This is a genomic window from Neoroseomonas rubea, from assembly GCF_016106015.1.
Lineage (GTDB): Bacteria > Pseudomonadota > Alphaproteobacteria > Acetobacterales > Acetobacteraceae > Neoroseomonas > Neoroseomonas rubea.
In genome coordinates, this window is sequence record NZ_JACADQ010000750.1 from 1 (window position 1) to 578 (window position 578).

The 578-nt window shown below is 77.2% G+C and carries 1 pseudogene; it reads left to right on the plus strand.

The window, feature by feature from the left end:
- A pseudogene (locus HW577_RS26205) lies at positions 1–578 on the plus strand (hypothetical protein); the annotation flags it as partial.

A 578-nucleotide genomic window follows, 5' to 3' on the forward strand; every position in this document is an offset into this window, starting at 1 on the left:
CGCTCACGCTCAACGACATTCGCGCAACCGGCACCGTCACGCTCGATGCCACGGCGGGCGACATCGTGCAGGCCGCCGGCGCGACGCTCGCGGCCGCCACCCTCGCCGCGACCGCGCCCGCCGGCAGCGTCCGGCTCGACGGCGCGACCAACGCGATCGGCGACCTGACGGCGCTCTCGGCCCTCGGCGACATCACGCTGCGCAACGCCGCGCCGCTGACCATCGACCTGGCGCTCTCGGTCGGCACGGACCGCACCCTCACGCTCGAGGCCGCGGGGCTGACCATCGCCGGCAACCTCTCCGCCGCCGGGCGCGCGGGGCAGATCATCCTGCGCACCGGCGGCTTCACCGGCGGGGCGAATGCCGGGGACATCACGCAGCAGGCGGGCACGGTCATCAGCGCGGCACGGCTCGCGGCCCTGGCCGGAGGCAACGTCACGCTCGACCAGCCAGGCAACGCGATCGGCACGCTCGCCGGCGGGCGCAGCGCGGCGGGCACGGCGCTCGGCCTCGGCCTGTCGGCCGGCGGCGACGCCACGGTGCGGATCGGCGCCGGCGCGACGCTGACGGTGGGCGAG